Raw genomic sequence first — 25,137 nt, 5'->3', positions numbered from 1 at the left:
GCAGTCTATGGCTCTTTTTACTTACGTTGCATTTAACAAAACAGGAAAAGAAGTAAAAGATATTATCGAGGCAAATAACCTTCAGGGTGCGCGTAATAAGCTGAAGGCGAAAGGTCTTTATGTGCGTGTTATCAAAGAAGACGCCGAAAAAAAGGAGCGAGAGCTTTTTCCTTTCCTCGCAAAATTCTTATATCGAATTCCCAGAAAAGAAGTAGGATTATTTGTTCGTCAATTAGGAACACTTCTAGGTGCAGGAATTCCGCTTGATAGATCACTCAATAATATCAGCGAGCAAATAGAAAATAGAAATTTCAAAAAAGTCATCATGGACATTCGGGCGGGTATCACAGAAGGTCAATCTCTCTCGCAGGCTATGGCTCGTTATCCCGATGTATTTCCCGATCAGTATTCTTCTCTCATTTCGGTTGGAGAAAAAACGGGTGAATATGAGAATACTCTGATTCGTTTGGCTGACTTAGAAGAAGCGGCTAACGATCTTAAATCGCGGGTGCAGGTAGCGATGATTTACCCCTTGATTATGGGAATGGTTTCCTTATTTGTCGCTGTGTTTTTATTAGTTGTTGTGATTCCTCAAATTCAAGAATTGTTTTCTCAGTTTGAAGCGGAGTTACCACTTATTACCCGCATCGTCATCGGTATATCGAGTGCGATTATAAATTTTTGGTGGTTGATGATTGGAAGTGTGTTTGGTGCCTATTATGCATTTAACAGATTTAAAACATCCGAAGAAGGAAAAAAGAAGTGGGATAGATTTTTTTTAAAAGTTCCAGTCTTTGGGACACTCACCAAAAAAGTATTAATCAGCACATTCGCTCGTAATCTTTCCGTGCTTCTAATCAATCGGGTTCCTTTGATTGTATCTCTTTCTATTGTTGCAAAAATTGTAGGCAATTATATATTTCAGGTTGAAATTCAAACGGCTATTGATAAAATTAAGGAAGGTGGAAAGCTTTCTGATTCCTTACAGGGCTCTGTAATTTTAACTCCTATGGTGCTCGGGATGATTTCTGCCGGAGAAGCATCGGATACAGTTCCTAAGATGATGGATAAGTTATCTGATATTTTCGACAAAGAGGTGGATAATGCCATTAAGTCGATGACACAAAGCTTGGAGCCTATTATGATTATTGTAATGGGTGCTCTAATATTCACAATCATGGCGGCGATTATGACACCAATGTATAAACTAACACAAGAAATTCAAAATTTATAAAGAGAGGATAGTATGAAACTAAATCGATTTTCAAAACTAAACAAAAAACTAAAACGCGGGATGACACTCGTTGAGCTTTCAGTTGTGGTATTAATTCTAGGTGCAATCATAGCACTCGTTGCTTTTAGTATTGATCCTGGAAAAATGAAAGATGATACTGCTGCTTTAAAACTCAAGAAAGATTCACAAGAATTACAAATTGCTCTTGAGCAATACGCAGATCGTTATGGAAAAATGCCTAGCGAAGAGCAAGGTGTAATGGCTCTTGTTGAAAAACCAACTAGCGGTGATGTTCCTGAAAACTACAAACCAATCTTAAACAAAAAAAGTGCTGTTCTTGATCCTTGGCAAACACCTTACCAACTCAAAGTGGATAACGGTGGGGATTACGGCATTTATACGCTAGGCAAAGATAAAAAAGAAGGCGGCGAAGGCAAGAACGCTGACTTTAATATCATGAAAGAAGATGAATATCCAAAGGAATTCCAAAAAGGCGGGAAATAGATTTTTCTAAATACACTGCATAGTCCTTGCAGACTATTGAGAAGGTATTACGCCCCGTTGGGGCTATTGCTTTTTAGCCCCAACGGGGCGCAATATCAATTCCGGCATGGGTGTCTGTTCAGCCCATGCTGCAAAGAAATGAGGAAAGATTAAAAAAGTAAAAAATCTTTTTCAGAATCAATGGATAACAAAGATAATCCACAAATCCAGTATACTTTCTTTAAAAAACTCCAACTTCTTTGGTATATAGTATGGCGAGCTTTGTTTATTGTGGGCTATTTATTATTAGTTGCATTTATATTACTGGTTGGATTGGTTATTTTTTTTGTGCCGCCGACTTGCACTAAAGGAAGTGAAGGTCCTGGTTTAAAACTCAAAAAAGACTCCCAAGAACTTCAAATTGCATTGGAGCAATATGCTGATCGTTATGGTAATCTTCCATCAGAAGAGCAGGGCATAATGGCACTTGTTGAGATGCCGACTCTTCCTCCTATTCCTAAAAACTACAAACCAATTCTAAATAAAAAAAGTGCTGTGCTTGATCCCTGGCACACTCCTTATGTCCTAACGATTTTGGCTAATGGTGATTATGCGATAATCACTCTCGGCAAAGATAAAAAAGAAGGCGGCGAAGGCAAGAACGCAGACTTTAATATCATGAAAGAAGATGAATATCCAAAGGAATTCCAAAAAGGAAATTAATCGAAATACACTGCATAGTCCTTGCAGACTATGCAGGCAGATATCGCGCCCCGTTGGGGCTATAGCTCTATAGCCCCAACGGGGCGATATACCAATTCCGGCATGGGTGTCTGTTCAGCCCATGCTGCAATTAGTTTGACTTCTGCTGCAAATAGATTCATTCTGCAATTAACTCGAAACTTTCTATAAATCAATAATTCTAATCTTCTTTTTCTAAAGGCTAATAGTTATCAATCAAGGATTTGTCACCGGTGCAGGTGGAACTGGTGCAGGAACAGGCGATAAGACTCCCGGATTAGGAGAAGGTTGTGGTTGAACACCCGGTAGATTCATCTTTGGATCGCCAATGGTTCCGTGAATAGGAATGCAACCGTCGGGCATGTCTTTCATTAGTAGTTGGAGACTTGAGGCAATGTCTTCTCTTTCTGCGCTGTATTTTTCTGTGAGCTTGGGACATAGCTTAATATCTAACTTAGAATTCTTCATCACAGAGGCTAATTCAATATAACCGCTAATAGTAATCTTTGCAATAGAAAGAGTAAATACTCCTTTCTCAATTGTAAGACGATTGCTGTTTAAAGTCTTTTTTAAACTCAGTAAAATACTTTTAATCGTGACTCCCTGTAATGTATCAAGCATAGGAATTACAGGAGAACGAAGAATTTTTCCATCGAAGATTTGTAAGTTGATAGTTCCGTTTATATTCGCCAGGTCTCTATCAAAACCAATTAGGCTTGAATCTTCGATATTGACAGTTCCTGCTTTGATTGCGTATTCTGTTAGCTCTAAATTGAGCGAGGTGACTTTTATATTTCCTTTGAAGTTTCGCTTCATTAGATCTAAAATGCTTGTATCTATATCAATAGACTCAGCCCGAATTTCCATATTGTCTTTGTTTTGGTAAATCAAATGATCTATGCTCTTAGTTGAGAAGAAAGGCAAATTCAGTTTTCTAAACTCTAATACAAAGTTATTTTCTAATGCATACTTAGAAATAAAAGTTCTAGCAAGCTCTTCGTAAGGGAAAAGTAAAAGTATAGAAAATAGAAATGCAACTACACCGCAGTTAATGAGTATTAGCTTCTGTTTCCAGCTTAGCTCACCGGAGGCGCCATCTTCTTCATCGAAGCCGAGGTCGTCTTCAATAACATCCTCTACTTCTTCTTCGGATTCTATTACTTTTTCTTCTAATTCTTCAGCCATTATTTCTTCACCTTAGTAAACGAGGAAAATCGAATGTTCACATCATACTCTTCTTTGCCCGGAAGAGGTTTAATAAAATTCATATAATCAACTTTGCTATTGATTTGTTTCATCACTTCAATATCGTAAATCATTTTAAAAACATCAGCGAGTTTAACGGAGCGTAGGCTTATGTCGATTGTAATTTTGATATATTCTTTCTTGATTGGAGTAGAAGTATCTTTTTGAGTAAGCACTCGATCTTTTAATCCATAGCGAATTAAAATTTGATCTAGCTTTGCATAGATACTTGTGAGATCGATTTCGTCTCCTGACTTTAATGATCTGTAGTAGTTATAATCCTGTATTGTTTTGTCTAATCGCGCAAAATTGCCTCTTGCCTCTGATAGACTTTCTGTGAGTGTTGTTCTTCTTTCCATGATTTTAGAAATAAACAATCCAAAAATCACAAGGATAAAAATGATTACTCCCCCAATTACAAATAGCTTTTCGCGGTCGTCTAGTTTATTCAGCATTGTCTTCTTCTTTGCGAGTATTTTTTTCAGGGCTTGTTTGAATTTCTAGTTCTATTTTAAATCGAACCTTAAATTTGGTAACACCACTGATTAAGTTTTTATTCACTATTTTTATATTCTTAAACTTTTGTGATTTTTCGAGGGAGGATTGAACAGCTCCAATGTCCTGGAATTCATTGACTCTTCCATAGATAGAGACAATGTTTCCGTCTAGAGTAAATTGATCTAAAATAAAATCAAAATCTTTAGCCGGAAAATTCTGGTTTAAGTCTAGAAGTAATTCTAGAATATTTTCCTTTGTTTAAGAATAGTCTTACGATTTCTGATTTTTTGTTTTCGTCTTTTACTTTGCTTTGAGCGAGTGACATTACATCTTCGTCTTCAGGAGCTTCTACACCAAAGCCCTGTTTGTATTTTTCACGAAGCTCTTCTTCGTATGCGTTTAACTTACGAGTATCCACAAACATTTGCACAAAAAATACAGTAAGTAAAATAAAAAGTGAAATTCCAGCGATGATAAGATGTGGTTTAAATGCATCTAGACGAATTGTATTTTTCATCAACTTGGAAAATTCAGGAGTTAAAAAATCAACCTTCTCTGATTTCTTTAAACGGTTATGGTATCCTGTTCCCAATGCTGTTGTAAAAGAGGGATCTTCCAATTCTAAGAAAGTATATCCGGTAACAGTAGTTCCAATTCGAGAGGATAAGTATTTAGTAGCATCCTTAAAAGAAGATCCTCCTCCTGAAAGATAGATAATGGAAGGACGGTTAATCGGAGTTAATGCGTATATACTTTTAATAATCTCACCCGCAATTTGATCAAAGGAATCCTGGATAATCTGAATTATCCCGTCATATTGTTCAGGTGTTAGATGATTTTGTCTTAGGAACTCAAGTTTAAATTCTTCTTCTACTATTTCGAAAGAAAAATTAAACGCTAATTTGATCTCTTCGGCTTTGTTGAAATCTACTTTTAGAAGTTGAGCAATTTTTTCTGTGATTAGATAACCACCACCACTAAAAAAACGAGAGTGACTGAGTAGTCCTCCACTGTTTACATTAAAGATACAAAGCTTGCCGCCTATATCTAATTGACCGACTACTTTTTCGGTAATCGATCTTGTCTGGTGATAACGGATTGCAGAGCTAAGAGAATATGCGTCAGTCGAAATACAATTCAACTGAATATCATTTTTCATGAAAGGCTTAAATGTTTTTTCTACTTCATCATGGTGAACACTAAATGCCACTACATTCGAGACTTCTTTTCCAATCCACCAGATACAACCTTGGACTACCATTGTTTCAATTGGAAAGGGGACAACGTTTTCTACTTCGAAGGGAAGGATTTCTTTAATTGCTTTCTCGGAATTTAACGGAACAATTAAATCACGAATGAATAGATTATCCATTGCGATATTGATTAGGAAGTTTGATTCTTCTGGAAAAAAGCTCTGAATGAAACGAACTATATTGTATTCGTATTCGTCGGTTTGCTTTTCAGGGAGAGATACAATTTGCAAGGACTCATGTCGTAAAATAGTAACACTTCCGAGAACCTGACGAAACAGGATTCCCTTGATATGTGTCGTTCCATAATCAATTGCTAGGTATTGAGTATAATACATTCTTTAATCTTCGGAATAAAATAAAATCTGATCGTTTGTTAAATCAAATATACAACTAACTCTGCGTGTCGCATTTCCTACAGTCCCCACACCAACGACTTTGTAAATCTCGCCCTTGGTTTTTACTCTTCCTGTCGAAACAGCAGTTCCCTGACCGGCTATTTCATCGAATAGAGTAAGTGCTTGTGCATTCTGTCCTGCATTAGTAGGGGGCGGTGGCTGATTATTATTAGCCGCTCCTGTGTTTCCAGTCTGACTATTTTGTGTGCCGCCCATGCTTGTAGTTTTTATTTGAAATTCTGCAAAGTTTTTTAGATCATTTATTTCTTTTATATATCCGCCTTTTTCTAATTTATATTTCAAAATTCTCATAACAGCCTGTCTAGTCATAAATTCAGAAATAGACATGAGCACATGATAAGGAGCGGCATTGATGTTAATTCTATCATCCCCGGTATCCTTAAATGGTAAATAAGCTGTAATGTTATTGGATAATACATAATCGGCATCTGTAACAAGTAATTTTTCTTCTTCTGACAAGAAATCTTTCGAAACGTTTTTTTCTTTGTCTGGATTTTTGAGTGATTCGTAAACTAACTTTCTATCCCAGCCTTTTAGGGCTGTCAATTCAGAAAGCGAATACATGGGGGCATTTTTAATTTTTCTAGGAGGCTTTAGATTGGTATAATAATAGACTTCTGCCCCTCCACCCATTTCTTCTGAGTTTTCATCAATCCAATCTATAATCGGGAAAATTTTTTCTCTAGGAATTGCTAATTGTTCAAAGAGCTTTGTAATCATCTCCTGGACTTTTAAGTTAGGTAGATTGTCGTAGGCTTTAATCAAATCGTTGATGTTAAACTTTCCGTCTTCGGCAGAAATGCGATAATAGATAGTCCCGCCTGCCATAGGGATGGGAGGAGGGTTAAATGCGATTCCTGACTGATAGAGAACTTCTTCGGGAACTTTCTTTAAGGCTCCGAGTCCGCCTTGTAGTCCTGCTCTTGCCAGAAGGAATGCTTTAAAGCCATCGGCGTTTGCCTTTGCAATTTTAAAGTCAATCATTCGATCTCCAGCGTATTGGTTGGCAATAACAAAAGAAGAGCCACCAATAGCAGCTACTAGAAAGAGGATCATACCACCTCTTCGTTTATTAGAAAAAAAGCCATGAGCGCGTGGGAGTTTCATAATTTAGTTCATTATCCCTAACTGCCACAATTAATTCAATTCGAAATAGCTAGGTAAGATTATTTAATGGAATAGAGTTAGAGTTTCTTAATTTCGTTCCATTCTACTTTTGCGTATACGTCTTCTAGATGGAGTGTGCATTCGATGGATTCAATTGTAAATGGTTTCCCGGTTTCGGATTCTGTGAGAATCCAAGAATTTTGATTGCGTTTAAATTTTTCAATCTTCTGGTGAGTTGTGGATACTAAATATTGACAATAACGCTAAAATCTAGAGACGCACGGCCGTGCGTCTCTACTGTTGGTTTATGCCTTTCCTCTTTCCTGTAATTTTATTAGGTTGGATTCGAGGATGGCTAGGCTGTCTATATGGTATTCAGCGGCTAACGCGAGTCTGTCGGTCTTTTGTGTGTCTTTTAGTCTAGAGGCTGATCTTTCTAGTAAAATTCCATTGATGCATCTTGCTGTAGATTCTACAACTTCAAAGGCAAGAGAGTCTCTAGTCGCACTGTCTTTGATTTCAGAGAAAGCAGTGGCAACTGATTCAAATAGCTTTCTGACTCGAAGCAAACGATCTGTAGCCGCAAACTTAGAAGTTTCTTTGTCTAAGTAAGCCCGTAGAAATCCAGTAGGGGACATGCCCGATACAACACCACCAATACAAGCTACGATTTGGAGTTGAGTTGTTCCTTCGTAGATGTTTGTGATTCTAGCATCGCGGTAAATCTTAGAAACCACATAATCTTCTGTGTATCCGGAGCCGCCGTGAATTTGAAGAGCGTTATCCGCAATACGGTTAGCCATTTCGGAAATATAATACTTGGAGAGGGGAGTAAATAGATTGGCTAGTTTTTCCCAGAATTTGATTTGCTCGTCTTTTTTAATTTCTTTTTCGTCTACGGCTCTATGTTTTAAATGCTCTTCTCTCCAGAGGTATAAGTCAACAGAGCGGGAAGCTTCAAGAAGTATACTACGCATAGCCGCAATTTCTCTATCCATATGAGTGAGCATCTTTTTTACACCCGGAATATCTTGGATGAACTTGCCAAATTGTTTTCTTTCAGAGGCGTATTTCTTCGCTTCAAAATAAGCAGCAGAGGCAATGCCTGTAGCCTGCGCGGCAATCGAAAGTCTAGCAGTGTTCATCATACCCATAGAATATCTTACAAGTCCATAGCCTTCTACACCAATGAGTTCCGCAGGTGAATTGTCATATACCACTTCACAAGTAGGAGAAGAATGAAGTCCCATTTTCTTTTCGATAGAGGCGATGAATACATCCTGGGTTTTTACGATAAAAAAGGAAAGTCCGCGCGCTCCTCCTGTAGGACTACCGGTTCTTGCGAGTGTGAGGATAACAGAAGGTATGTCCGCAAAGCCACAGGCATGAGTGATAAAACGTTTAGTTCCGGTTATTCGCCATTGTCCATTTGCATCTTTGACTGCCTTGGTTTGTAGGTTTGGTAAATCTGAACCGTAATCAGGCTCGGTTAATGCCATTGCGCCGCATAACGTTCCTTCTGCCATCATTGGAACGTATTTGTCTATTTGTTCTTTTGAGCCATATTTTTCAATGGTTTCTGCAAGATTAAAACAACCAGCCGCAATCCCGAATGCTCCATCTCCACGAGATACCATTTCCATTGCGAGAGCCTGTGCAGTAGCTGGCATTCCGAGCCCACCGTATTTTCTTCCAATCGCGTAGGGAAGTAATCCTGCTTCTCTAACAGCTTTCATCGCTTCTTGCATCGGAGCGGGAAATGTTACTTTGCCGTTATCGTATTTTAAACCAATCTTATCTATCTCAGCAGCTCTAGGGGCTAATTCATTTCCAATTATCTCTCCTACTGAATCGAGAGTTGCTTTGTAGTAGTCGATTGCTTCTTGTAAAGAAGCAGGGGCTAATGAGAGTTTGTCGTTTCCAGTTTTTTTGTATTCTTCAGCATCTGTGAATCCGTCTTCATAGGCAGTTACAATTTCTTCCCAATCGATGATTGATTCAAATTGAAGTTGCAAGTCCGGGTTGTTTGTAAAATAATTTCCACTAATCATAATATTCCTCTTTGTTTGAAATTTCTATAGATATGTAGATAGTTTGGAAAACAAAGATAAAGCAGTCAATCATATTATGCTTTGCTGACTCTTTGTTTCCGATGATATTCGCTATTTGGAAAAAAGATTGACTTTGGAATTAGAGAAAAGAAGAGTAAGCTAGTAAAAAGAGGAATACAAATGGGAATATTAGATTCATTAAAAGGCATGGTGGGAAAAGGCTCTCCTAAAGTAGAAGTAAAACTTCTAAAAGAGCAGGCAACGGTTCAAGAAAGTGTAAAAGGGGTTGCTACGTTTACGGGAGGCGAATACCCAGTAACCATTGACTCAGTCATTTTGTTGATGCTCATGGTAGAAGATATCAAAGAAAAACAAACTACAAAAGAGTCCACTGAGAAAGTAGGAAAGATTACCTTTAACGATTATATCCTAGAGCCAAAAGAAGTAATCTCTCTTCCGTTTCAACTCGTGATTCCTAAAGACAACCTAATCAGCTCAGCGGCAATCAAGCATTATGTGCAAGTCCAATTAGACATCAACGGACAAGACGTATTTGGCGTTTGCGAAATTAAAATAGTCTGAAGGCAAACAATGTTAAGTGATTTTCCGAAAGTTGAATGTCCGTTTGTGCGTAAGATTTATAAAGTAAATCCGAGCGACTTCAAAAAATACGGGTCGTCTCTTAAAATGAGAGAGCCCGCTTTGTATTTGGTAGAGCCGGAAATAAATCCAGGATTCGAATGGGTATTAAACGATCCGAATACATTTGCAGTAGAAAAAGTAGACGGCTCTAATTTAGCAATTAGAACAGAAGCAGGTCGCTTACTCGAATTACAAAATAGAATGAATGTGATTGATCCTTTGCAAATCATGAAAGGAAATACTTACTACATTGAAAGTGTTTTCAATGCGATAGGAAAGGACTATGTAAAATTAGACGGCATTCAATACGGAGAAGTCTTAGGTCCTAAGTTACAGGCTAATCCGTATAAGCTACCACAACATCTCTGGTATCCATTTTCAAAAGCAAAAGAGTCCTTGCGTTATAAATCTTTCGAGAAGCACCCCAAAGGCTACTGGGAGTTTAGCGAATGGTTTAGACTTTTTCTAAAGAGTTTATTCTATTGCCGCTTTCATAAAATTCCAATCTCTGATATGGCAACTAACGTAGAAGTTCCCTTTGCAGAAGGAGTCGTATTTTACAATGGCGACCTCATTTCTAAATTAAGAAGAGATATGTGGTATTGGCATTATTGCGAAAAAGTAGAAATCTATGATCTCAGTCCCGCAACAATTGAAAACGCAAAACAGATTGGTATTACCGTGAAGGGATACTAAGTGGGTTAGGAAGAATTTTTAAAGATTACCACCGATGAACACCGATGTTTTGGGTTTGGCGGTTACTTATGGTTTATCTTTCCTTCGTGCTCTTCGCGCCCTTCGTGGTTAATCCTTTTTGCATTCAGTAAAGTCGAGCGTGAGAAATCTATTTGGCAAAGAAACAAAAAAGCAATTCACCATACTTCCGCTTAGGATGACAATTATCGAAACCCAATCTATCTTGTGTATAAACTTTCTTTTAGTTGCCGATGCATGAAGTATAATATGAGCAATAGTCTCAGAGACTATCAAAAATACTCAAAATCGCTTTTTTAGTATCTTTGATAGTATTGTTGATATTATCCTTAATAGTATCCTAGATACGAAGGAAAGTAAAAGGATGCTTGAGACTGGGATTTATATAACTTTCTAAGATTACAACGGATGGACACGAAGAAGGAAAGTGTCTGGGAGAGTTTTTACCTAAGAGCCACATAGAAGGGACGTAAAAGCCATCAAATTGCCCTTATTTGGCTTCTATGTGGCTTTTAGTATAGAGCTAGATTGGGTTTAGGTGATTGATTGGTAAATACTCTTTCGTATGTAGCCCTTGCGCAAAATCAAGTGTAACCGGGTGGGAAGTAGCTTTAATTTGATAGGGTTTTAATGTTTGATTGAGTAATTTGAATTGTAGAAACAGAACCGAAGCTTTCTTCTGATATGCATATCTTAACTTTTATACCATTACCTATCATGCTATTTCAGTATTCGCATTCTTTTACTCTTGACTTAATAAGTGCAATTAGGACAAGTAGAAGTTCGGCGAAAACGTGCGAATAAAGCTTTAGGAGGAATTATGATTCCAGATTTTCAAAAAATTATGTTACCCGTACTAAAATCTCTTGCTGATGATCAGATTAAGAACTCAATTGATTTCAGGCAATATATTGTTGGGAAATTTAATGTAACAGAAGAAGAGCAAAAAATCAAAACACCTAGTGGCAAACAGTTACTATTATATAACAGAATCGCATGGGCTGTAGTTTATTTAAAAATGGCAGATTTAATAAAGAATGTTGAGAGAGGAAAATATAAAATAACTGAACTAGGTATAAGTGTGTTAGCCAACCCACCAGAAGAAATAAATATAGCATTGCTAAAAACATTTCCGAAATTCAATTTAAATAGGAATCCACAAAATCAACCAGATGAAGAAAATAATTTAGTCGTTGCAAATGAAGAACCTTCAGAAAAGACACCTGATGAACTAATTGAATCTGGAATAAATCAAATTAATACAGAACTGTCTAACTCTTTGCTTGAGCAAATTAATAATTTATCTCCCTATTTTTTTGAAGAACTTGTAGTCGATCTTCTGTTAAAAATGGGATACGGTGGTAACGATATTTCGAGCGGAGAAATAACTTCTAAATCTAATGATGAGGGAATTGACGGAATTATTAGAGAAGATCGGTTAGGATTAGATAAAATATACATTCAAGCAAAAAAGTGGACAGCTAATAAAATAGATCGTCCTGAAATTCAAAAATTTGTAGGTGCCTTGGAAGGTAAAAGGGCGAAGAAGGGAATTTTTATAACAACATCTAGTTTTCAAAAAACTGCTATTGAATATGCATCTAATGTAGATGCCTCTGTCGTTCTAATTGACGGAAGTTTATTGACAAAACTTATGATCGAATATGAACTTGGTGTGACAGTAGAGAATATATATAATGTCAAGAAAATGGACATTGATTATTTTACGGAGTAGAACATCATTCCATAGACCGCACCTTCTTCACTTCGCGTGAGCCTCTTGCTCCAAACCGGCATAATTGTATTAGCCACAGTTTGAGTATAGTTGTCAGACGCATGCAACTACTGATTAGGGAAACAAACGAAGACGCTTGTTCAAACAGGGATTAGTAAACTAGAATGAAGATTGCGGACTTGAAAACTAAGAATGAGGATTCTATTTTGTCCGACAATAAAGGTATAATCTAACTATGGCAACATCAGATCAATTAAAGGCATTACTCAAGAGTCATTTAGATGGCGATGAAGATCGGTTTTATTCTATTGCTATGCAAATTGCTGCAACAGAAGCAAGAAGCGGGCATGGAAAATTGGCGCAGGAATTAAAATCCATGATAGATGAAGCTAAGTCTTTATCTTTACTTTCCAAGAAGAAAGAAGCTCCGATTCCAATTATTAGACCTAAAGGAGAGCTGTCTGAAATTCTAGCTGTATCGTATCCAAAAATTCGATTTGCGGATATGGTTTTAAAGAAAGAAATATTTACTAGAATCGAGAGAATACTAGAAGAGCAAAGACATTATACCAAATTACAATCACATAATTTATATCCGCGTAGAAAGATTTTATTTGTAGGTCCTCCTGGTTGTGGAAAAACAATGACTGCCTCTGCATTAGCGGGAGAGTTGGGATTACCGCTGTTTGCCGTTCGACTAGATGGACTCATGAGTAAGTATATGGGTGAGACCATTGCAAAGCTCCGACTGATATTTGATTCAATGGTAGATACCAGAGGAGTATATTTATTTGATGAGTTTGATTCAATTGGAACAACTAGAAATTTCACAAATGATGTTGGCGAAATTCGTAGAGTGTTAAATAGTTTTCTTGTTTTTATGGAGCAGGATACTTCTAATAGTTTAATTTGTGCTGCAACGAATAATCAGCATAGTTTGGATCATGCCTTGTATCGTCGATTCGATGATATACTAGAATATGACTTACCAGATGAAAAACTAATTGAGCAGATAATTAAAAATCGAATTCGTCTTTTTAAATTTACTGGATCCTTAAAGAAAGTTACAAAGGTAGCCGCGCAATTAAGTTTTGCTGATATAATAAAATCCTGTGATGATACTATTAAGAAGACTGTTATTCGGGATAAAGATGAATTATCGGAAGAAGATTTGATTCAATGCTTAGAAGATCGAAAAGGATTTAAGAAAACTAAGGACACAGTAGATTTATAATGGTAGAAGAAAATTATAAGCATCTTCTTTTAAGAATACAAGCGGATACGGGCAAATATACAAATCCGAGTACATTCAAACCTAGTGAAGAATATTTAAAAAATAGAATAAAAATAGTTCCAAATAGAACGGAACAAGGTCAGGGATTAATTTCTGATTTAGAAAAAGCTGAGGCAGAACTTTTAGATCAAATAAATCAAGAAGATAAAGATTCGCTAGAATTTCAACCGGGAATAAAGATTACTTTGGAAAGCTGGGAAGGCTTTGAATTAAAATTTGAAAGTTTAGAAGATCCAAGAGCAAAAATTGAAATTCTTTCAGTTAAAGAGGAAAATAATAAATTCTTTACAACAGTAAGAATTCCGGAAGGAAAACTGGAAGTCTTCATAAAAAAAATACAAAACTATCTTGATCCTAGTAAAGAAAATAAAGGCGGAAAACCGAAAAATCTTGAACTAGTAGCGAATATAGAAAAAATAAAGTTATCCGCTTTGGAAAATTTTTGGTCAGATAGCGAATCATTCCCACAAGACCTCGAACAAAAACACTTTTTAGAAGCATGGCTCCGAGTTGGGGATAATAGAGATTTAATTATAAATCGATTTAGAGAACAGGCAAGGAAAGCAAATATATTTGTTTCTGAAAATCCTTTAAAATTTCCAGAAACTACTGTATTTTTAATTCATGCTTCTATGAATCAATTAAAACAATCTGTTTTAATACTCGATTGCATTTCGGAAATCAGAATTTATAAAGATACGCCCGCATCTTTTTAGAGATGGAACCATTGGAAGAAATGGAATGGATAAAAGATTTACAGGATAGAATTTCTATGCTGGCAATCATAAAGAAATTGCAATTTGTATTTTAGATACAGGTGTAAATTATTCTCATCCGCTACTCAAGGAAAGTATATCTGAAAAAGAAGCTGATTCTTATAACACCAATTGGGGAACAATTGATCATGCTGGTCATGGAACAGAAATGGCTGGTCTTTCACTCTATGGAGATTTATATCCTTTGCTTATCAGTAAAGAAAAAGTTGTTTTAAATCATAGCCTTGAATCTGTTAAAATACTACCGCCTAATGGAAGTAATCCAAAAGATTTATTGGGAGTAATTACAAAAGATTGTGTTGCAAGAGCCGAGTTGATTGGAATCGATAAAAAGCGATTCTTCAATATGGCTGTAACTTCTGATAAAGTTAATATCAAAGAAGGAGAACCCAGTTCTTGGTCTGGCTCCATTGATCAAATTGCTTTTGGAAATGAAGAAGCAAAAGAACCAAAGAGATTATTTTTTATCTCTGGTGGAAATTTAAAATATGAAGATATAAAAGATTATCCAAATTCTAATGAATTGAATACAGTTCAGAATCCTGCTCAAGCATGGAATTGCATAACTGTGGGAGCTTTTACAGAGAAAGTTGATATTGAAAAAACTAGATATCCTGAATTAGAGGCAATTTCCGGCAAAGGGGAATTATCCCCTACAAGCACAACCTCTCTCTTATGGAATGAATCCGATTGGCCAATTAAGCCAGAAATCGTAATGGAAGGCGGAAATTATGCGAAGGACAAAACAGGATTTATTACGAATAATGAATCCCTTTCTCTAATTACTACCAATAAAGATTTTCAAAGTAAATTACTTACTCAGTGTTTAGATACAAGTGCCGCAACTGCACAGGCTTCCAGGTATGCCGCTTTGGTAGCTGCAGAATATCCTGAATTTTGGTTAGAAACAATTCGTGGAATACTTGTTCATTCTGCTGACTATCAAAAGTTAAATCTTGGTTATCCGCAAATACAAAAACTAAGCAAACCAGGTAAAATAAATATTCTTCGGAAGTTTGGATATGGGCATCCCGACTTGAGTATTGCACTTAGTAGTGGAAAAAGTTTTTGCACTTTAATTATTCAGGATGAACTTCAACCTTTCTTAAAGGATGGAAGTTCAATTAAAACGAATGAAATTAAATTTTATAATTTACCGTTACCTACAATCGCATTAAATCAAATCCCATTGGAAGATGTTGAATTGAAAGTTACTCTGTCTTATTTTATAGAACCGAATCTTAAAAGATTAAATACGAAGTATTCTAAAACTTACTCTTCCTGCGCGTTAAGGTTTGATTCTATGGCGGCAACCGAAGATGTAGAGACTTTCAAGAAAAGGGTTAATAAAGAGAACCGAGAAATGTTGGAAGAAGGGAAGCATGAATCAGGGTTCTCAAACCCTGAAAACTCTGATTGGGTCTTTAAGTCTGGGCTAAGAAATTATGGATCCATTCATTCTGATACTTGGCTAGGTAAGGCGGCGCAATTAGCAAGGAAAGAAAGTATTTGTGTTTATCCTGTAGGTGGTTGGTGGAGAACAAGAAAGAAATTAGGTAAGTATAATAAAAAGATTCGCTTTGCTCTATTGATTACAATTAAAACTAATAGTAATACGGTTGATGTATATTCAGAAATAGTAAACAAAATTAAAATTGAAATATAAAAGAAACCAACGTTCGACACTTGCACAGAGTTTAATCGAATAGCATAAGCGTATCCGTGGCTCAGGGGATTTAAGTATAAGTGCGTCAATATTTTTACTTTTTAGGACTAGAAAAAGCAAAACACCATCTAACTCTAAGTAGCCACTCGCGAGAGAATACTACAATCCGTCGTTCGGCATTTCCCACTCCCCACAATCCAAACTGGCTTAACTTTATTAGTCACAGTTTGTATATAGGTGCAGACTCACATGCACTTATTGTCTTCGTTTAGGTGTTAATACAAAAAAATTGCTATGGAAGATAATGTATGTTTTGCGTCATCCATTCACTCTGGCATGACTAATTCCAATTCCCCTGCATAGCCTAAACCAGTTTAATGGGATAGATGATAGAGAAAATAAAAAATCTTTTCTCTAAATAAGCATAAATATGTTAAGCAATACCAGAAATGGGATTGGGAAGCTGCAATAAAATTGTTTGGTTCAGTTTTAATATTGCTTGCAATCTTTTTTGGTCTAAAGAATATATTATGAAGACCATGAAACTATTACAGAAAAAACAACAAAGAACTTTGGGAGCAATCATTCTAATTCCTTTGGAAGAGCGGCTAATCCCTATAAACTAGTAGACTTAGTCAAATTCACTCTTAGACTATCCCCGTCTAATTCAGAAGTTTTTACACCGCGTTTGATTGTTCTTGTTACATCGCCTTTTATATTGATTCGAATTGGTTTTCTGAGACGACTGTTTTTTCCATCTGTTAAGAGTTGAACGATAATATCTGCTCCGTCCGGGTTTGTTTTGTATTGGAGAATTTGAGCGAGTTCGTTAGTGGAGAGTAATACGAGAGAACCTTTGGTTAATTGGCTCTTAGCCGCTAGAGAGTTTTGAATATCATAAATGAATTTTTCAGCGATACGGGGTGCGAAGTGTGTGCCTGTATAGGTTTCGATTACCTGTATTGATTCTTCTGGTGAGAAGGCAGGCTTATAAGATCTCACAGTGGTTAATGCGTCGTAAACGTCAGCGAGTGCGACTATTACAGAGTAGTCGTCGAGCTTGTCTCCTGATATTCCAAGTGGGTATCCTTTTCCATCAAATCTCTCGTGGTGCTCATAAGCCATATTTACAATTCTGCGATTTAGATTTTTGTCAAGCTTCATGATTCGATAGGAGTGGGAGGGGTGAGACTTCATGATCCGTTTTTCTTCTTCTGAAAGAACGGTTGTCTTATTGATTAGACTTGCAGGGATTGCAATTTTTCCTATATCGTGTAAGAATCCGCCGAGTCCTATTAGTTTTACTTCTTGGTCGGGATAACCCATCTTTTGCGCTAGTGCGAGCGATATGATTCCTACATTGATTGAGTGACAGAAAGTGTAGTCATCATGATTTTTAATATCGAGTAGATTGATTAATGCGGAGGGGTTAGTTTTGATTTGCTCGTAGATTGCAATGATAGAATTTTTACACGAGTCAAAGTCAATCGAATCATTTCCATTCAGTAGGTTAAACGTAATACTTCGAAAGCTTGCAATTGATTCTTTGATTACTTCTTTTGTAATGCCTCCATAGTGAAACCCATCTACGATTCTATCTAGATTTTCATCTTCTCTTTTTTCTTGGTCTGTCACCTTTGCTTTTTCTTGCAGTGGAAAGAAATCAATTGCCTGGATATTTTCTGCTTTTAGTTTTTTTAAAATATCTTTTGTGATTACAGTTCGGTTGGGGAAAAGAACACTTCCATCTTCTCTCGTGATCTTTCCATCTAAAATCGTTCCCGCTTTTAATTTATCTAACTGTATTTTCATATAAGTTTTTGCTACAGAGCCTTTGAGGAAAAGAGCTTTTTCTGTCATTTCGAACTAGTTTTAAAGTTAAATCTCATTTTTAAATTTTGAGTAATTATGAGTTTTTTAATACCTTTATAAATTCTACGGTAACAACCACATCACCCTCTCTGTGTCAAACTCAATGCTACTTCTTTGGGGCGCAGCATAATGTGCCTCTGTGGCAAGAAAGTTTGTCTTTGGCAGTATATATAAAAGAACTTGATTTAAAAAACAAGGATTTTTTATCGCAACTATGTATCTTATGGGTTGACTTTAAACCTACTTCAAAAAAACTGATATTTCGGGCTATTATTAGTCAGTTAGAAGGCTAGTCTTGCCCTCTTAGCTCAGTGGTAGAGCACTTCCATGGTAAGGAAGGGGTCGCCAGTTCAAGCCTGGCAGAGGGCTGTGTTAGTTTGAGTTAGGCCTGTAGTTTAATGGTAGAACTAGGATCTCCAAAGTCCTTGGTGGGAGTTCGATTCTCTCCGGGCCTGCCAAGTGGCAAGAAAGTATAGAGTAATTATTATGAAAGCAATAACATTTTTACAAGAGTGTAGAGCAGAACTACAAAAAGTACAGTGGCCTTCTAGAGAAGAAGTTATCAACTCTACAATGGTCGTATTGGGAACGGTCGTAGTGTTTTCCATGTTCCTTTTTGTGTCTGATTCTCTATTTGTAAGACTCCTCAAATGGTTTTGGAGTCTTTCGGGTTAATAGGTTTAGAAATTATGGCAATAAAGTGGTACGCATTACAAGTTTATTCTGGTCATGAAAACAAAGTCAAGACCAACATCGAGAAGATGGTAGCCCAGCATTCTCTAGAGGAAAAGATTACCCAAATCAAAATTCCTACTATGGAAGTTGCAGAAATGCGCAACGGCAAAAAAACTATCACCAAGAAAAAACTAATGCCTGGTTATGTTCTGATTGAAATGGACATGGATCCAGATACTCAGTTTAGGGTTCAAAACCTGCCTTCTGTTTCTACTTTTGTAGGAAACAAAGTGCCTGAGCCACTTACACTAGAGGAGATCAAAAACCTCTTCAATGAAATGGGTGACGTTAAGTCAGAAGAAAGCACAAAGCCTCGACTTCTTTTCAATGTCGGGGAAACCTTGAAAATTGTGGATGGACCATTCGCAAATTTCAGTGGGGTAGTAGATGAGATATTTCCTGATAAGGGAAGACTCCGTGTCAAGGTGGAAATCTTTGGACGCTCTACACCAGTAGAATTGGATTTTTTACAAGTAGGAAAAAGTTAAAATTTATTTTAAGTAAGGATTTCTATTAAAATGGCAGCTAAAAAATTTGTTAAACAGATTAAATTACAAGTAGAGGCAGGGAAAGCAAATCCAGCCCCTCCTGTTGGACCAGCATTAGGTCAAGCAGGTCTGAATATCATGGAATTTTGTAAACAATTCAATGAGAAAACTAAAACACAGATTGGAATGAAGCTTCCAGTTGTAATCAGTGTATTCAGTGATAAAAGTTTTACCTTCGTGACCAAGTCCCCACCGGCTGCCCTTTTAGTTAAAAAAGCAATCGGAATTGAATCTGGATCGGGAACACCACACGTAACTAAAGTGGGAACCATTACAAGAAAACAATTAGAAGAAATTGCAAAGACCAAGCAAGCAGATTTAAATGCAAATGATCTAAATGCAGCAGTGAATATCATCGCAGGCACATGTCGCTCAATGGGCGTAACTGTAGCAGGCTAATTTTAAAAGTAGGTAATTATGAAACGCGGTAAAAAATACAAAGCACTAAAAGATAAAGTAAACAGAGAAAAGTTATATAATCTAACTGACGCAGTTGGTCTTGCTAAAGAAACATCTTACACAAAATTTGATGGCTCTATCGAAATTGCAACCCAAGTAAATTACAAAAGCTTACAAAACATTCGTGGAACAGTTTCTCTTCCTCACGGAACTGGAAAGACTGTTCGTGTTCTAGTATTTTGCAAAGGGGAAAAACAAGCCGAAGCAAAATCTGCTGGAGCAGAGTTTGTTGGCGATATGGACTTGATTGCAAAAGTAGCTGGTGGATGGACTGATTTCGACGCTTGCGTTGCTACACCTGATATGATGAAAGAAGTTGGTAAGTTAGGTCCTGTTCTTGGTCGTAAAGGCTTAATGCCTAAACCAAAAGCTGGAACTGTTACAAATGATGTTATCAAAGCTGTTACAGAACTCAAAAGTGGTAAAATAGAATATCGTCCAGACAAAGGTGGAGTGATTCATCTTGGTGTTGGTAAGGTATCTTTCGACAAACAAAAGTTAATCGAAAACATAACTGCGGTAGTTGCTACTTTATTCAAAGATCGTCCTTCTGATGCAAAAGGGGATTATCTAAAGAATTTTGCAGTCAGTGCAACAATGGGTATTGGTGTAAAAGTAGATTCTAAAGAATTAGCAAATTCTGTTATTTAAGAAAGAGAGAAATATATCATGGCAAATCAAGAAAACATCGCAGCAGTAGCTGAATTAAAATCAAAATTAGAAGCTAAGCCTAATTTTATATTAGCGGCTTACAGTGGTTTAACTGTAAAGCATATGACTGATCTTAGAGCAAATCTAAGAAAAGAAGGCTCTGAAATGAAAGTTCTAAAGAACAATTTATTTCTTAGAGCATTGAAAGAATCTTCTAATCATTCTTCTCAGAATATTGATTTTGGTGCAGGCTACAAGGGTCCGTTAGCAGCAATCTTTTCTAAAGACAATTTACCAACCGTAGCAAAGATTTGTAAAGACTTTGCAAAGGGAAATGAAAACCTAGTTATGAAGGGCGGCTTCTTTGATGGAGCAGTTCTTGATACAAAGGGTGTTGAAGGAATCGCAGGACTTCCATCAAGAGAAGAACTCCTCACAGAAATCGCATTCGGTATGAACAATGTAATGTCTACTCTCGCAAGAGCAATCAACGCTGTTGCAGAAAAGAACGCAGGTGGAGCAGCAGAAGCACCAGCAGCCGAGTAATAGGACACCAAATAGTCGTCACTTCGATGCAATTTTCATGGGAATGAAAATCACTCAGTGACCGCTTTTTTTAATTAGGCGCAAAGCTAATATTAAAACGTTTAGTATAACAATTTTTAAAGACGACAAGGAGAAAACATGTCAACAGAAAGTTTATTAGAGCAAATCGGAAATCTTACTTTGGTTCAGGCGGCTGAACTAGTAAAAGCTATGGAAGCTAAGTTTGGTATCTCTGCTGCAGCCCCAGTAATGGTTGCAGGTGGTGGCGGAGGAGGAGCTCCTGTTGTAGAAGAGCCAACTGAAGTTAGTGTTATCTTAAAAGCACATGGTGATAAAAAGATCGACGTGATCAAAGCGGTTCGTGAAATTACCGGTCTAGGCTTAAAAGAAGCAAAAGACCTAGTTGAAGCAGGTGGAAAAGCAGTTAAAGAAGGTATTTCCCCTGATGAAGCTAATACAATCAAAAAGAAATTAGAAGAAGTTGGTGCTCAAGTAGAAATTAAAAAATAATTTCTACTAAGCAAATCTTATTTTCGTAGGGAAATGAGAAAAGATAATTAACCGCAGAGAGCACGAAGGTCACGAAGTTAATTCTGTAAGAATTTTTACTCTTCGCGTTCTTCGCGCACTTCGTGGTTTTAATTTTTTTTCTCCCCTGAACTTGGATAGCAAATTTGTATTTTCTAGTATGAGATAATTTGTATTAGGCGGTATTATATTTTCTATCTTATTTTATATTTCTTAATAAGCCGAAAGGCTCACACTCCAGGAGTTTAAATTTTAATGATTACTCATAATGAACGCAAAAGGGTAAACTTTGGTAAAATTACGAATCTTGACTTTCTTCCTAATTTAATTCAGATTCAAAAAAAATCCTTTGATTGGTTTTTACAAGCAGACGTAAAAGACCCAACCAAACGTAAAAATCAGGGCCTGGAGGCAGTGTTTCAAGAGACTTTTCCGATTGAGAGTCCGAATGGTGACGTCATCATGGAATACAGTCATTATATTCTTGGAGAGAGAAGAAGAGATCAACAGGAATGCAAAGACACTGATTCAAGTTATGCACTTCCGTTAAAATCTGTTATCCGATTAATTATTAAAGAGACCGGTGAGATAAGAGAGCAAGTTGTGTACATGGGCGATTTGCCTATCATGACTGACCAAGGAACTTTTATCATCAACGGAGCAGAGCGTGTTGTAGTTAGTCAGTTACATAGATCGCCTGGTATTTTTTTCGCTTACGATCAAGTTAAATCAACTTATTCAGCACGTGTGATTCCTTATCGTGGTTCCTGGTTAGAGTTTGAAATCGACAATAAGGGAATCCTTGTTGCAAAGATTGACAGAAAGAAAAAATTTCCAGCAACTCTTTTATTAAAAGCTCTCAAAGTCGGACTCAATGAAGATGTATTAAAATTATTTTACTCTTCCTCAAAAGTAAAAATCTACGGTGCTTCTCCGAAAGAATTAAAAAAAGTAATCGGTAGAAGAACTATTTCTGATATTATAAATTTCGAGAATGGTGAAGTAATGCTCGAAGCTGGCTCTAAGATCAATGAGGATAATATTGATATTCTCAAAGAGATGAAAGTCAAAGAAGTCAATGTAATTGATTTCCCAAATGGAAAGGATAATTCCATCATCATCAACTGTCTAGAAAAAGACGGTGTAAACGACTACGAAGAAGCAATCAAGAAGTTACACATGATTATGCGTCCGGGTGAGCCTTCTACAATTGAAAATGCAGAATCAGAGCTCAAGAGACTTTTCTTCTCTCCTAAAACATTTGATTTAGGAAAAGTGGGTCGTTATAAAATTAATAGCAAATTTGAATTTCATAAACCAAAAGAATTTACTAACTGTGATAACAGAACTCTTCGTCCAGAAGATATTATGGAAACAGTTCGCTATCTAGTCATGCTCATGTCCGAAGTAGAAAACTACTACCATGATGATATTGACCATTTAGGAAATAGACGTGTTAGATCTGTTGGTGAATTACTTTCCAATCAATTAAAACTTGGTTTTTCTCGTGTGGAAAGAGTTATCAAAGAAAGAATGACTGTTCAAGAAATTGAACAACAAACTCCCCAATTATTAATTTCCATTAAACCCGTAACTGCCGTTGTAAATGAATTTTTCGGATCTTCTCAATTATCACAGTTCATGGATCAAACAAATCCACTTGCTGAGTTAACTCATAAGAGAAGATTAAATGCGTTAGGTCCTGGAGGTCTTTCTCGCGATAGAGCAGGTTTCGAAGTTCGTGACGTTCATTATTCTCACTACGGTATAATGTGTCCGATTGAAACTCCTGAAGGTCCAAACATTGGTTTGATTCTTTCTATGTCTTCATATGCGAGAGTAAATGACTACGGATTCTTAGAAACACCTTATAAAACTGTGAAAGCAGGAAAGGTGCAAAAACAAATTGAATTCTTAACAGCAGACAAAGAGGAATATCACTATATTGCGCAAGCCTCTGCTTCGATTGATGAAAAGGGAGATTTCAAAAGTAAATTGATTTCTACTCGTCACCGTTCTGATTTCCCTTTTAGAAATCCAAATGAAATTCAATACATGGACTTAGCTCCAATGCAAGTTGTATCTGTATCGACTGCACTGATTCCTTTCTTGGAGCATGATGATGCGAACCGCGCACTCATGGGTTCAAACATGCAACGTCAGGCTGTTCCTTTAATGGTAGAGCAAGCACCGTATGTCGGAACTGGCATGGAAGGAAGAGCAGCTTATGATTCTAGAATTTGTATCGTAGCTAAAAAACCCGGTATTGTTTTAAAGGTAGATTCAAAAGCAGTTATTGTAAAAGAAGAAGGAACAAAAGATCCTGTCGTTTATCCTTTAATCAAATACAAGAAGACGAATCAGGGAACTTGCTTTAATCAAAGACCGATTGTTTCTGTTTTAATGGCAGAGCAAGATGGAAAAGTTATAAAAATAACCAAAGAAAAATTAGAAGTTCAATACGGTGAGGATAAGGTTGCTTATTTGCTCCAAGAAGGAACGAAAGAATTTTCGCCGATCGTAAAAGAAGGTGCTACAGTTGCTAAAGGGGATACTCTTGCTGGTCAAGTCATCGAAGGCGAGAAAATGGACGATATGGGAAATATTCTCGTAAAGGGAACAATCCTTGCTGACGGTCCTGCAATTGATAATGGTTACTTAGCTCTCGGAAAGAACGTTCTTGTTGGATTTATGCCATGGGAAGGTTACAACTTTGAGGATGCTATCATCATCAGCGAAAAAATTGTAAAACAAGATATTTTTACTTCTATTCACATAGAAGAATTTGAAATCCAAGCAAGAGAAACAAAACTAGGACAAGAGCAAATTACCCGCGATATTCCAAATCTCTCGGATAAAGCTTTCCGTGATTTGGATGAAACAGGCGTTATCCGCATTGGTGCAGAAGTAAAAGCCGGTGATATTCTTGTGGGAATGGTAACTCCAAAAGGAGAAACTGACTTAACCCCTGAATACAAACTTTTACATTCTATCTTTGGAGAGAAAGCAAAAGAAGTAAGAGATTCTTCTCTACGTCTCCCGAATGGAAATGAAGGTACTGTAATCGATATTAAACGCTACTATAGAGAGCGTGGAGATGATTTAGCTGCTGGCGTTGAAGAACTAGTAAAAGTATACGTAGCTCGTAAACGTAAACTTCTAGTTGGAGATAAGATGGCAGGACGTCATGGAAACAAAGGGGTTGTGGCTCGTGTTACGGCAGAAGAAGATATGCCTTATATGAAAGATGGAACACCTCTTGACATCGTTTTAAATCCACTCGGGGTTCCTTCTCGTATGAACTTGGGTCAGATCTTTGAAACTCAATTAGGATTTATAGCAGATAAGCTAGGAATTAATTTTGAGACACCTGTATTTGATGGTGCGAATGAAGCGGATATTGAAGAGTATGCGAAACAAGCAGGAACTCAATCCAATTCAAAATTCCAACTCTATGATGGAAGAACAGGGGAGCCGTTCTTAAACGAAGTATTCTGTGGACATATTTATATGTTGAAGCTCGCCCATTTGGTCGATGACAAGATACATGCAAGATCAACTGGTCCTTACTCTCTCGTTACACAACAACCTCTCGGCGGTAAAGCGCAGTTTGGTGGACAGAGATTAGGGGAGATGGAAGTATGGGCACTCGAAGCATACGGTGCTTCTCATACACTCCAGGAGTTACTCACGATTAAATCCGATGATATGCTCGGACGTGCTCGTATTTACGAGGCGATTGTGAAGGGGATAAACTCGATTCGCCCCGGAATTCCTGAATCCTTTAACGTATTAGTTCAAGAATTAAGAGGTTTGGCTCTGGATATTATCATCACTGACACTGAAGGATCGACAGTCGATATAGCAGATTATGAAGATGAGTATTCCAGAAATAAAAAGAAAATTAAAATCGAATCTATAGAGAATATCTAGAGGCTACGAC

At 36.9% G+C, this 25,137-nt stretch carries 21 protein-coding genes, 2 tRNA genes and 1 pseudogene; 17 read left to right on the top strand and 7 right to left on the bottom strand.

The annotated features are described in order from the left end of the window. The first annotated feature begins 7 nt into the window (after nt 1-7). The 3 genes from IPH52_15230 to IPH52_15220 all read left to right on the top strand — a co-directional run bounded on the left by IPH52_15230 (nt 8) and on the right by IPH52_15220 (nt 2,440). Nucleotides 8-1,234 (top strand): type II secretion system F family protein, encoded by a 1,227-nt coding sequence (locus IPH52_15230; protein ID MBK7056366.1) that lies wholly within the window; start codon nt 8-10, stop codon nt 1,232-1,234. Nucleotides 1,235-1,246: 12 nt separating this feature from the next. Further along, nucleotides 1,247-1,738, top strand: a complete 492-nt coding sequence (locus IPH52_15225; GenBank protein MBK7056365.1) for a type II secretion system protein GspG — start codon at nt 1,247-1,249, stop codon at nt 1,736-1,738. Nucleotides 1,739-1,918: 180 nt separating this feature from the next. Further along, entirely contained in the window at nt 1,919-2,440 is a 522-nt protein-coding gene (locus IPH52_15220; protein ID MBK7056364.1) for a type II secretion system protein GspG, read from the top strand. Between the two features lie 234 nt (nt 2,441-2,674). Here IPH52_15220 and IPH52_15215 read toward each other — a convergent pair whose 3' ends face one another. The 6 genes from IPH52_15215 to IPH52_15190 form a co-directional block, all read right to left on the bottom strand. Beyond that, nucleotides 2,675-3,643, bottom strand: coding sequence for a hypothetical protein (locus IPH52_15215; protein ID MBK7056363.1), 969 nt, complete (start codon nt 3,641-3,643; stop codon nt 2,675-2,677). Then, nucleotides 3,643-4,158 carry a hypothetical protein gene (locus IPH52_15210; GenBank protein ID MBK7056362.1) on the bottom strand — a complete coding sequence of 172 codons (516 nt, stop codon included), beginning with the start codon at nt 4,156-4,158 and terminating at the stop codon, nt 3,643-3,645. Before IPH52_15210 ends, IPH52_15215 begins: the two co-directional genes overlap by 1 nt. Continuing rightward, entirely contained in the window at nt 4,148-4,447 is a 300-nt protein-coding gene (locus IPH52_15205; GenBank protein ID MBK7056361.1) for a PilN domain-containing protein, read from the bottom strand. The genes IPH52_15210 and IPH52_15205 overlap by 11 nt, the downstream gene beginning before the upstream one ends. Beyond that, nucleotides 4,404-5,789 (bottom strand): pilus assembly protein PilM, encoded by a 1,386-nt coding sequence (gene pilM / locus IPH52_15200; GenBank protein MBK7056360.1) that lies wholly within the window; start codon nt 5,787-5,789, stop codon nt 4,404-4,406. Before pilM ends, IPH52_15205 begins: the two co-directional genes overlap by 44 nt. 3 nt (nt 5,790-5,792) lie before the next feature. Next, the gene (locus IPH52_15195; protein ID MBK7056359.1) at nt 5,793-6,926 is read right to left on the bottom strand and encodes a general secretion pathway protein GspK; all 1,134 of its coding nucleotides are present in this window, start codon (nt 6,924-6,926) and stop codon (nt 5,793-5,795) included. A gap of 356 nt (nt 6,927-7,282) precedes the next feature. Further along, nucleotides 7,283-9,028: an acyl-CoA dehydrogenase family protein gene (locus IPH52_15190; GenBank protein ID MBK7056358.1), complete on the bottom strand. Its 1,746-nt coding sequence runs from the start codon at nt 9,026-9,028 to the stop codon at nt 7,283-7,285. A 180-nt stretch (nt 9,029-9,208) separates the two neighbouring features. On the opposite strand from IPH52_15190, the gene IPH52_15185 reads away from it, so the two are divergent. The 5 genes and pseudogenes from IPH52_15185 (at nt 9,209) to IPH52_15165 (ending at nt 15,855) form a co-directional block, all read left to right on the top strand. After that, entirely contained in the window at nt 9,209-9,610 is a 402-nt protein-coding gene (locus IPH52_15185) for a sporulation protein (GenBank protein ID MBK7056357.1), read from the top strand. A gap of 9 nt (nt 9,611-9,619) precedes the next feature. After that, nucleotides 9,620-10,366: a hypothetical protein gene (locus IPH52_15180; GenBank protein ID MBK7056356.1), complete on the top strand. Its 747-nt coding sequence runs from the start codon at nt 9,620-9,622 to the stop codon at nt 10,364-10,366. A gap of 838 nt (nt 10,367-11,204) precedes the next feature. Beyond that, on the top strand, nt 11,205-12,119 hold the full coding sequence (locus IPH52_15175) for a restriction endonuclease (GenBank protein ID MBK7056355.1): 915 nt from the start codon (nt 11,205-11,207) through the stop codon (nt 12,117-12,119). 235 nt (nt 12,120-12,354) lie between these two features. Next, nucleotides 12,355-13,353 carry an ATP-binding protein gene (locus IPH52_15170; GenBank protein MBK7056354.1) on the top strand — a complete coding sequence of 333 codons (999 nt, stop codon included), beginning with the start codon at nt 12,355-12,357 and terminating at the stop codon, nt 13,351-13,353. After that, nucleotides 13,353-15,855 (top strand): annotated as a pseudogene (locus IPH52_15165) (S8 family peptidase). Before IPH52_15170 ends, IPH52_15165 begins: the two are co-directional and overlap by 1 nt. Before the next feature lie 615 nt (nt 15,856-16,470). Here the strand turns inward: IPH52_15165 and IPH52_15160 are convergent. Next, the gene (locus tag IPH52_15160) at nt 16,471-17,715 is read right to left on the bottom strand and encodes an HD-GYP domain-containing protein (GenBank protein ID MBK7056353.1); all 1,245 of its coding nucleotides are present in this window, start codon (nt 17,713-17,715) and stop codon (nt 16,471-16,473) included. A gap of 309 nt (nt 17,716-18,024) precedes the next feature. Between IPH52_15160 and IPH52_15155 the strand changes: the two genes are divergently transcribed. From IPH52_15155 to rpoB, 9 genes are all read left to right on the top strand, one after another. Continuing rightward, a tRNA-Thr gene (locus tag IPH52_15155) sits at nt 18,025-18,096 on the top strand. 15 nt (nt 18,097-18,111) lie between these two features. After that, nucleotides 18,112-18,185, top strand: a tRNA-Trp gene (locus IPH52_15150). A 28-nt stretch (nt 18,186-18,213) separates the two neighbouring features. Next, nucleotides 18,214-18,402 (top strand): preprotein translocase subunit SecE, encoded by a 189-nt coding sequence (gene secE, locus IPH52_15145; GenBank protein ID MBK7056352.1) that lies wholly within the window; start codon nt 18,214-18,216, stop codon nt 18,400-18,402. An 11-nt stretch (nt 18,403-18,413) separates the two neighbouring features. Next, complete coding sequence (gene nusG / locus IPH52_15140; GenBank protein MBK7056351.1) at nt 18,414-18,950, top strand: transcription termination/antitermination factor NusG; 537 nt, start codon at nt 18,414-18,416, stop codon at nt 18,948-18,950. Between the two features lie 30 nt (nt 18,951-18,980). After that, nucleotides 18,981-19,409 carry a 50S ribosomal protein L11 gene (gene rplK, locus IPH52_15135; protein ID MBK7056350.1) on the top strand — a complete coding sequence of 143 codons (429 nt, stop codon included), beginning with the start codon at nt 18,981-18,983 and terminating at the stop codon, nt 19,407-19,409. 18 nt (nt 19,410-19,427) lie between these two features. Then, a complete protein-coding gene (locus tag IPH52_15130) occupies nt 19,428-20,120 on the top strand; it encodes a 50S ribosomal protein L1 (GenBank protein MBK7056349.1) in 693 nt (230 codons plus the stop codon). Nucleotides 20,121-20,138: 18 nt separating this feature from the next. Then, complete coding sequence (locus tag IPH52_15125) at nt 20,139-20,666, top strand: 50S ribosomal protein L10 (protein ID MBK7056348.1); 528 nt, start codon at nt 20,139-20,141, stop codon at nt 20,664-20,666. Nucleotides 20,667-20,804: 138 nt separating this feature from the next. Beyond that, entirely contained in the window at nt 20,805-21,176 is a 372-nt protein-coding gene (gene rplL / locus IPH52_15120) for a 50S ribosomal protein L7/L12 (protein ID MBK7056347.1), read from the top strand. Nucleotides 21,177-21,449: 273 nt separating this feature from the next. Beyond that, entirely contained in the window at nt 21,450-25,127 is a 3,678-nt protein-coding gene (gene rpoB, locus IPH52_15115; GenBank protein MBK7056346.1) for a DNA-directed RNA polymerase subunit beta, read from the top strand. Nucleotides 25,128-25,137 lie beyond the last annotated feature (10 nt).

The sequence above is a fragment of the Leptospiraceae bacterium genome (genome assembly GCA_016708435.1).
In the GTDB taxonomy this organism is placed as follows: domain Bacteria; phylum Spirochaetota; class Leptospiria; order Leptospirales; family Leptospiraceae; genus UBA2033.
This window is presented reverse-complemented; position numbering and strand designations above follow the sequence as displayed.

Bases quoted from the DNA above. Each gene is read 5' to 3' on its own strand.
- IPH52_15230 (MBK7056366.1), top strand. From the start codon at position 8: ATGGCTCTTTTTACTTACGTTGCATTTAACAAAACAGGAAAAGAAGTA.
- IPH52_15225 (MBK7056365.1), top strand. From the start codon at position 1,247: ATGAAACTAAATCGATTTTCAAAACTAAACAAAAAACTAAAACGCGGG.
- IPH52_15220 (MBK7056364.1), top strand. From the start codon at position 1,919: ATGGATAACAAAGATAATCCACAAATCCAGTATACTTTCTTTAAAAAA.
- IPH52_15215 (MBK7056363.1), bottom strand. From the start codon at position 3,643: ATGGCTGAAGAATTAGAAGAAAAAGTAATAGAATCCGAAGAAGAAGTA.
- IPH52_15210 (MBK7056362.1), bottom strand. From the start codon at position 4,158: ATGCTGAATAAACTAGACGACCGCGAAAAGCTATTTGTAATTGGGGGA.
- pilM (MBK7056360.1), bottom strand. From the start codon at position 5,789: ATGTATTATACTCAATACCTAGCAATTGATTATGGAACGACACATATC.
- IPH52_15195 (MBK7056359.1), bottom strand. From the start codon at position 6,926: ATGATCCTCTTTCTAGTAGCTGCTATTGGTGGCTCTTCTTTTGTTATT.
- IPH52_15190 (MBK7056358.1), bottom strand. From the start codon at position 9,028: ATGATTAGTGGAAATTATTTTACAAACAACCCGGACTTGCAACTTCAA.
- IPH52_15185 (MBK7056357.1), top strand. From the start codon at position 9,209: ATGGGAATATTAGATTCATTAAAAGGCATGGTGGGAAAAGGCTCTCCT.
- IPH52_15180 (MBK7056356.1), top strand. From the start codon at position 9,620: ATGTTAAGTGATTTTCCGAAAGTTGAATGTCCGTTTGTGCGTAAGATT.
- IPH52_15175 (MBK7056355.1), top strand. From the start codon at position 11,205: ATGATTCCAGATTTTCAAAAAATTATGTTACCCGTACTAAAATCTCTT.
- IPH52_15170 (MBK7056354.1), top strand. From the start codon at position 12,355: ATGGCAACATCAGATCAATTAAAGGCATTACTCAAGAGTCATTTAGAT.
- IPH52_15160 (MBK7056353.1), bottom strand. From the start codon at position 17,715: ATGACAGAAAAAGCTCTTTTCCTCAAAGGCTCTGTAGCAAAAACTTAT.
- secE (MBK7056352.1), top strand. From the start codon at position 18,214: ATGAAAGCAATAACATTTTTACAAGAGTGTAGAGCAGAACTACAAAAA.
- rplK (MBK7056350.1), top strand. From the start codon at position 18,981: ATGGCAGCTAAAAAATTTGTTAAACAGATTAAATTACAAGTAGAGGCA.
- IPH52_15130 (MBK7056349.1), top strand. From the start codon at position 19,428: ATGAAACGCGGTAAAAAATACAAAGCACTAAAAGATAAAGTAAACAGA.
- IPH52_15125 (MBK7056348.1), top strand. From the start codon at position 20,139: ATGGCAAATCAAGAAAACATCGCAGCAGTAGCTGAATTAAAATCAAAA.
- rplL (MBK7056347.1), top strand. From the start codon at position 20,805: ATGTCAACAGAAAGTTTATTAGAGCAAATCGGAAATCTTACTTTGGTT.
- rpoB (MBK7056346.1), top strand. From the start codon at position 21,450: ATGATTACTCATAATGAACGCAAAAGGGTAAACTTTGGTAAAATTACG.